The following is a 7218-nucleotide window of genomic DNA, read 5'->3' on the forward strand; positions in this document are numbered from 1 at the left end:
GAATTTTCCTATGAATCTACATAAAAGAAAGGTAGGGTGAAGATGTCAAAGTTTATAGAAAAAATAACGAAAATTGTACGTTTCCCCCTGCTATTAGCTGGTATATTAATTCTAACAGGCCTTTTTCAATATTTATTAATGATGAAAGATGTACGAGGTGAACATTACGATTTAAAGTTGTTCCAAGTGTCCCCAGATACGATTCGTTCTGTTAAAACAGTTGAAGATACAGAAAAAACCGAAAAAGAACGGGAAGAAGCAGCTTCTGAAGTAGAGCCCGTTTATACGTATTCAGAAGAAAAAGGGAAAAATACAGTTTCAATGTTGAATACATTGTTTGATGATTTAATTGACCGACAAAAAAAGGTAGCTGATACGAAAGGAAAAGAACGCTCAAAAGCATTAAATGAACAAATCAAAAGTATGCAGTCAGATTTAGCTAAAATTACAGACAACGAAAATAAGATTGAGCTAAATGAAGCGGATTTAAAGTTACTATTAACAAGTAGCGAATCCGAATTAAAAACAGCGCAACAAGAGCTTGTAAAGGCAGTAGAACGTCAAATGTCTTCACCTATTCGTGAAGATCGTCTGATGGAGGCACGAGCGAGCGTAGAGCGTACAATTCGTTATAGCTCAACATTCCCAAGTAAACTTCAAGGAGTGGGTATCCGTATTGGACGAGCTGCCTTAGTCGTGAATGAGACAAAAGATGAAAAAGCGACAAAGGAGCGAATGGACTTAGCACGAGCGAGTGTAGATCCAACAAAGATTTTACAAGGACAAATTATCGTACAAGAAGGACAAGTTATTGATCGGAACATTTACCGTCAGCTTCAATTAACTGGTTTGTTAAGTGATGATGCGTCCATTAAGCCAAAGCTTGGTCTAGGTATTTTAATTTTGCTACAGATGCTATTCTTCTATGCAAGTTTTGCAGCGAATAAGCGAAAAGCAGATACAGAAAAAACACGTGACGTTCTGATTACATCTCTTATTTATTTACTATCAATTATTTTAATGCAAATTTTAAATCTAATTGATGGCGAGTTTGATGTGATTGTTGGTTTCTTATTCCCAGCTGCTGTAGCACCGCTGTTACTTCGAATATTAGTGAGTGAACGAGCCGCTATTTTAGCGACAATCATGTTAGGGTTATCAGCAGGTGTCATCTTTCAAGAGGGATATTCGACTGTTATTCAGATGGAATTAGCGCTTTATATGATTATTAGTGGTCTAGCAAGTGTTGTATTTACGAGAAGAATTGAAAATCGCTCAAAGATTTTAACAGCAAGTTTTCAAGTAGCGGGAATTAATATTTTGTTTATTGCATTCTATTTATTGTTAACGCAATCTAATTATACGTGGAATGAACTCTCATTCTATTTACTTGCAGCATTATTTTCAGCGATTCTATCGGGAGCGCTTGCGATTGGTTCGTTACCGTTTATTGAATCAGGTTTTGGGATTATTTCAAGTTTCCGTTTGATTGAATTATCGAATCCAAATCACCCGTTATTAAAGAAAATATTAATGGAAGCTCCTGGAACGTATCATCATAGTTTGATGGTCGCAAATTTAGCAGAAGCGGCTTGCGAAGCGATTGGTGCGAATGGTTTATTAGCGCGTGTCGGTTGTTATTATCATGATATCGGGAAAACAAGAAGACCTGGATTCTTCGTTGAAAATCAAATGAACGGATTGAATCCGCACGATCAGTTGCCACCAGACGCATCTAGCGATATAATTATTGCCCACGTTGAAGATGGTGTGGAAATTTTAGAGAAGCATAAAATGCCGAGAGAAATTATTGACATTGCACAGCAACATCATGGTACGACATTGGTGAAATTTTTCTATTACAAGGCAAAAGAATTGGATGATCAGGTGGAGGAAGAGCAATTCCGCTATAGTGGTCCAAAACCGCAGTCAAAAGAAAATGCGATTATTTGTATTGCAGATAGTGTAGAAGCAGCAGTACGTTCGATGAAAGAGCCAAGTGCAGAAAAAATTCGTGATCTCGTTCACGCCATCGCACAAGATAAATTAATGGATGGTCAGCTGGATGAATGTGACCTTTCAATTAAAGAACTTAAAATTATTGAAAAAGTTTTTTGTGAGACACTAAATGGAACATTCCATTCACGCATTGAGTATCCGAAGCAAGACAAAGCTTAGGAGGGCATTATATGCTATTAGAAATTGATTTTTTAGATGAAACAGCAGAGGTTCAACAAAGTGATATAGCACTTGTTTCCTCTTTACTACAACATGCTGCAAAAGTAGAAAATATTGAAGAAGGCACAGAATTATCTGTTACGTTTGTGACGAATGAAGCGATTCATGAGATTAATAAACAGTATCGTGATAAAGATGCACCAACAGATGTCATCTCATTCGCTTTAGAAGAATTAGGTGAAGGTGAGACAGCGATTATTGCTGAAGGAATGCCGCGTGTATTAGGAGATATCATTATCTCGATTGACCGTACGCGTGAACAGGCAGAGGAGTTCGGTCATTCATTTGAACGTGAACTTGGTTTTCTCGCGGTTCATGGCTTCTTACATCTACTAGGTTATGACCATATGACACCAGAAGATGAAAAAGTTATGTTTGGAAAGCAAGATGAAATTTTAGAGTCATTTGGTTTGTCACGTGACAAAAATGAACGTGATTAAAAAGTTTTTTAAATCATTTATGTATGCTTTTGCAGGGATTCGGGCAGTATGTAGTGAACGGAATTTTCGATTTCACTTATTTGCAATGGTTGTCGTTATAGTAGCTGGGTTTTTAACAGGAATTTCAGCAAATGAGTGGACAATTCTACTCTTTGTAATCGCAGCTGTGTTATCATTAGAGATGACGAATTCCGCTATCGAGCGCGTAGTAGATTTAGTGACGGATGAATTTCATCCCCTTGCCAAACGAGCGAAAGATTTAGCAGCAGGAGCTGTGTTAATCGCAGCAATTTTTAGTGTGATCATTGGCTTAATTATCTTTTTGCCAAAATGGTTTGAATTCTAGTAAATAGAATGGAGAGAGTATATGAATCCCACACAACTGATGGAAGAAGCAAAAAAAGGGCGTTCATTCGCCTATGTACCGTATTCAAAATTCCCTGTCGGAGCCGCATTATTATCAAAAGACGGCGAAGTATTTCATGGTTGTAATATTGAAAACTCGGGTTATAGTTTAACAAACTGTGCTGAACGAACAGCAATTTTTAAAGCTGTCTCACAAGGTACAAAACAATTTACAGCACTTGCGGTTGTAGCAGATACAGAGGGTCCTGTAGCTCCATGTGGTGCTTGCAGACAGGTGATTTCAGAATTCTGTGCCCCTGATATGCCCGTATATTTAACAAATTTAAAAGGCGATGTACAAGAAACAACGGTAGCAGAATTACTACCAGGAGCCTTTACCCCGGAGGATGTATTACATGCAACAGAATAAACAATTTAAATCAGGTTTTATCGCAATTATTGGACGTCCGAACGTCGGAAAATCAACATTTTTAAATCGTGTCATCGGCCAAAAAATTGCGATTATGAGTGATAAACCACAAACAACACGTAATAAAGTACAAGGTGTATTAACAACAGATGATGCACAAATGATCTTTATCGATACACCAGGTATTCATAAGCCAAAACATAAACTAGGCGAATTCATGTTAAAAGTATCAAAAAATGCTTTACGTGAAGTGGAAGTCATTATGTTTATGGTTAACGCAGAACAAAAATTAGGACCTGGCGACGAGTATGTAATGGAAATGCTAAAAGGTACAAAAACACCTGTGTTTTTAGTCGTAAACAAAATTGATGCTATTCATCCTGATGAAGTGTTAGCGAAAATTGAAGAATATCGCACTGCATTTGATTTTGCAGAGATTATTCCGATTTCAGCACTTCAAGGAAATAATGTCGATCGTCTATTAGAAACAATTAAAAAATATTTACCTGAAGGTCCACAATACTATCCAGCAGATCAAGTAACAGATCACCCTGAACGTTTTATCATCGCTGAAATGATTCGTGAAAAAGTACTTCACTTAACACGCGATGAAGTACCGCATTCAATCGCGGTTGAAATTGAAAAAATTCGTCGTGACGAAAACGAAAAAGTACGTGTTACGGCATCGATTATCGTTGAACGTGACTCGCAAAAAGGAATCATTATCGGTAAACGCGGTGCGATGTTAAAAGATATCGGAATACGTGCACGTAAAGATATCGAAAACTTACTTGGCTCAAAAGTCTATTTGGAACTATGGGTGAAAGTACAAAAAGATTGGCGTGACCGTTCATCTCAATTACGCGATTTCGGTTATCGTGACGACGAATACTAGAAGGAAGTGAAAGGCATTGCTCAGTAAACTAGAAGGCATTGTCTTGAAAACTCGTGCATATGGTGAAACGAATAAAGTCGTTATTTTAATGACGGAAGAAGCAGGAAAGATTGCAGTAATGGCTAGAGGTGCTAAAAAGCCCTCTAGCCGTCTTTCTGGTATAACACAGCCTTTTACACATGGAAACTTCTTAGTGGCAAAGGGAAAAGGTATGGGAACGCTCCAACAAGGTGAAGCGATTTCGACGATGCGTCATATTCAGCAAGATATTGAAGCAACAGCCTATGCAAGTTATGTCATGGAGATGGTCGACCGATTAGTTGAAAATGATCGCCCAGAATCTGGTGTATTTCATATGTTAAGACAAGCACTTCATGCAATTGAAGAAGGCTATGATCCAGAAGCGATTTCTTTATTTGTTGAATGGAAGATGCTGCCCTTTACAGGTGTACAGCCGACATTATCGCATTGTGCAGGTTGCGGCAGTGTAGAAGGGGAGTTTGCCTTTTCATTTGGTCAAGGTGGCTTTTTATGCCATCGTTGTTTTCATATGGATCCTTATATTATTCGTTTAACGCCAACACAATTAAAGTTAATTCGTGTTTTTTATAATATGCCAATTGACCAAGTGGGGAATTTGACATTAAAAAAAGAAACGAAACGCTTTATTAAAAATATTGTGAGTATGATTTATGAAGAACAATCCGGCATGCGTTTTAAGTCGAAAAGTTTTATAACGCAGTTAGAGCGCACGCCACTGTTATTCAATCAAACAGAGAAACAGCCCCCTGAAGAATAGTCAGGGGGCTGTTTTTTATTCATATAAAAATTCTTCGCCGTCTAAGTCATTCATTTCATGATACATCGAAGTATCCCAGAAAATTTGACTCATAACGATATTTTGTTCATATGGTAACTGTGCTGCATCGATTTGCATGTTTTGTTGATTTAATATACTTGTGTTCAAATTGTGTATTTGTCGCGGTGTATATTTGCGATTGGCTACATAAGAAAACACTTTTGATACTTCAACGTTGAGAATATCAGGATATGTTGGTGAGATGTTCGCACTAATTACTTTAAGTGGTATATCGAATTGTCCATTTGACACTACGAGTTCATCATCTAAAGCAAGTCCAACGGTTAAAGCTTTATCGAATTTAATTGCGAGCGTGCCATATGAAAAGATGCGATGTAGTTTTTGTTTCAAAACATCAAGTCCTTTCAAGCTTGTACTATACCTTTCATTATAAGCTACTTTAAAAAATAAAAACACTTTTATACATAGAAGAAAGAAATGAAAAATATTGTTTTTTTGTATATATATGTAATAATCAAGTGAGTTCGTAGTTTTTATGGATTTAATATAAATTCTACATAAACATATGAAGAAGGAACTATTAATGAAAAAATATAAATGGTTTTATGTCATCGGAAGCATTTTAATTGTCATTGCGACATCAGCTTACTTTTTACCACGTCTTATTGTTTATATGGCGTATTCTTCTCGTTTAGGAGAAAAAGAAGTGCAGCTTATAGAAAATATCCCTAAAGCAACGAATGCATTAAATATGAAAAACGGCAAATATGTATTAGCCTTTTCAGAGTTAAGAAGTATGAATGAAGCGAATACAGGCGCATTTTATGTCATTGACGAAGCAGGGAACTTTTTATCGCAGAATACCAAACAAGATTTATCAGAACCCATTAGTATGACATCAACGAACAATCAAGCGTATGTCGTAAATAATCGCTCTTCCCAACGTTCTTCAATCGATTTAAAAACAGGTAAGATTGAGTCTATTAATTTAAATAAAAATGCAAGTCATTCATTTTCAATTCAATCGAATGATGATTATGTGATCTATGACATTGCAGGAGATTTAAAAAATGGTCAAAAACTTGTATATTGGCAACGGAATCAACCAAGTAATAAGAAATCTCTTACAATCCCACATGGTTTTACACATTCCATACATATTGAAAAAGATGACGCATACATTACGACAGCTGACCCTGATGCAATCGCCTATATCCATCACATTGATTTAAAAAGCGAGGAAGTTGTTTCTTCAAAGAAATTAGAGTTAGATGATGAAGAATACTCAAAATCTAGCTTACCAGGTAATCCAGCATTAGTCTTTTATAAAGGTTATTTGTATTATGCAGTCAATCAAGTGAGAACGGGTGCGGATGATCATACAGTTATAAACGCAGGAAAGCTGGTTAAAATTGATCCCAAAACATTGGAAGTCGTTAAAAAAATACCGATTGGTGATAAAAATTTCAACCTGGACTCGCTTGCAGTTGTCAATCATCAACTTGTAATTTTAAGTGGGTATTCAGAAGCGTATGTGATGAATGAACAAGAACAAATTCAAAAACGTACGTTCAAAATACCGAAGAATCAACGTTCAGCCCTCGATCAAAAAAGTACACTCACTGAACAAATAACGGTTAAAGGAAATAAAGCCTATATTTTTACGATGTACGATCTTCGTAACGGTAAAGATGATGAAAATATACGTGGTGAAATAAATGAATTTAATTTAGAAAATGGTGAACAACTTTCTAGAACAATTATCCATATACCTGTATCTTCCTATTTTATTATGACTTTTGCTGTTATCGAATAAAGTTATAAAAATAGCCAACGAACCGATTGTTACTTCGATTCGTTGGCTTATTTTTTCATACAGTCATTTAGATTCAATCGCTACATCATCACACCACTTCGGTCACTCGGGTGAAAGTGAAGTGCGACTTTCACGTCGTGCCTTCCAATGTTCTATGATGTGACCAGAAGCTTCATCTTTCTATGAAGTCCAGATTCAGCTTCTACATCATCGGTCCATTTCAGTCACTTGGGT

General features: G+C 36.5%; 8 protein-coding genes. 7 read left to right on the forward strand and 1 reads right to left on the reverse strand.

All coding sequences use genetic code 11. The features are described 5' to 3' along the window. Positions 1-42 precede the first annotated feature (42 nt). Genes KGI01_RS09980 through recO form a run of 6 tightly spaced genes read left to right on the forward strand, consistent with a single transcriptional unit; the run spans position 43 to position 5147 of the window. Entirely contained in the window at positions 43-2178 is a 2136-nt protein-coding gene (locus KGI01_RS09980; protein ID WP_141274564.1) for an HD family phosphohydrolase, read from the forward strand. Positions 2179-2189: 11 nt separating this feature from the next. Then, positions 2190-2678: an rRNA maturation RNase YbeY gene (ybeY, locus tag KGI01_RS09985; protein ID WP_141274565.1), complete on the forward strand. Its 489-nt coding sequence runs from the start codon at positions 2190-2192 to the stop codon at positions 2676-2678. Continuing rightward, positions 2665-3024, forward strand: coding sequence for a diacylglycerol kinase family protein (locus KGI01_RS09990; RefSeq protein ID WP_141274570.1), 360 nt, complete (start codon positions 2665-2667; stop codon positions 3022-3024). Before ybeY ends, KGI01_RS09990 begins: the two co-directional genes overlap by 14 nt. Before the next feature lie 21 nt (positions 3025-3045). After that, a complete protein-coding gene (locus KGI01_RS09995) occupies positions 3046-3453 on the forward strand; it encodes a cytidine deaminase (protein WP_068452624.1) in 408 nt (135 codons plus the stop codon). Then, positions 3440-4348 carry a GTPase Era gene (era, locus tag KGI01_RS10000; protein ID WP_141274566.1) on the forward strand — a complete coding sequence of 303 codons (909 nt, stop codon included), beginning with the start codon at positions 3440-3442 and terminating at the stop codon, positions 4346-4348. Before KGI01_RS09995 ends, era begins: the two co-directional genes overlap by 14 nt. A 16-nt stretch (positions 4349-4364) precedes the next feature. Beyond that, positions 4365-5147 (forward strand): DNA repair protein RecO, encoded by a 783-nt coding sequence (gene recO / locus KGI01_RS10005; protein WP_141274567.1) that lies wholly within the window; start codon positions 4365-4367, stop codon positions 5145-5147. 15 nt (positions 5148-5162) lie between these two features. Here the strand turns inward: recO and KGI01_RS10010 are convergent, their stop codons facing one another. Continuing rightward, positions 5163-5558 (reverse strand): hypothetical protein, encoded by a 396-nt coding sequence (locus KGI01_RS10010; RefSeq protein WP_141274568.1) that lies wholly within the window; start codon positions 5556-5558, stop codon positions 5163-5165. Between the two features lie 193 nt (positions 5559-5751). On the opposite strand from KGI01_RS10010, the gene KGI01_RS10015 reads away from it, so the two are divergent. Continuing rightward, complete coding sequence (locus KGI01_RS10015) at positions 5752-6984, forward strand: hypothetical protein (protein ID WP_141274569.1); 1233 nt, start codon at positions 5752-5754, stop codon at positions 6982-6984. Positions 6985-7218 lie beyond the last annotated feature (234 nt).

Source organism: Kurthia gibsonii, assembly GCF_006539985.1.
Taxonomy (GTDB): domain Bacteria; phylum Bacillota; class Bacilli; order Bacillales_A; family Planococcaceae; genus Kurthia; species Kurthia gibsonii.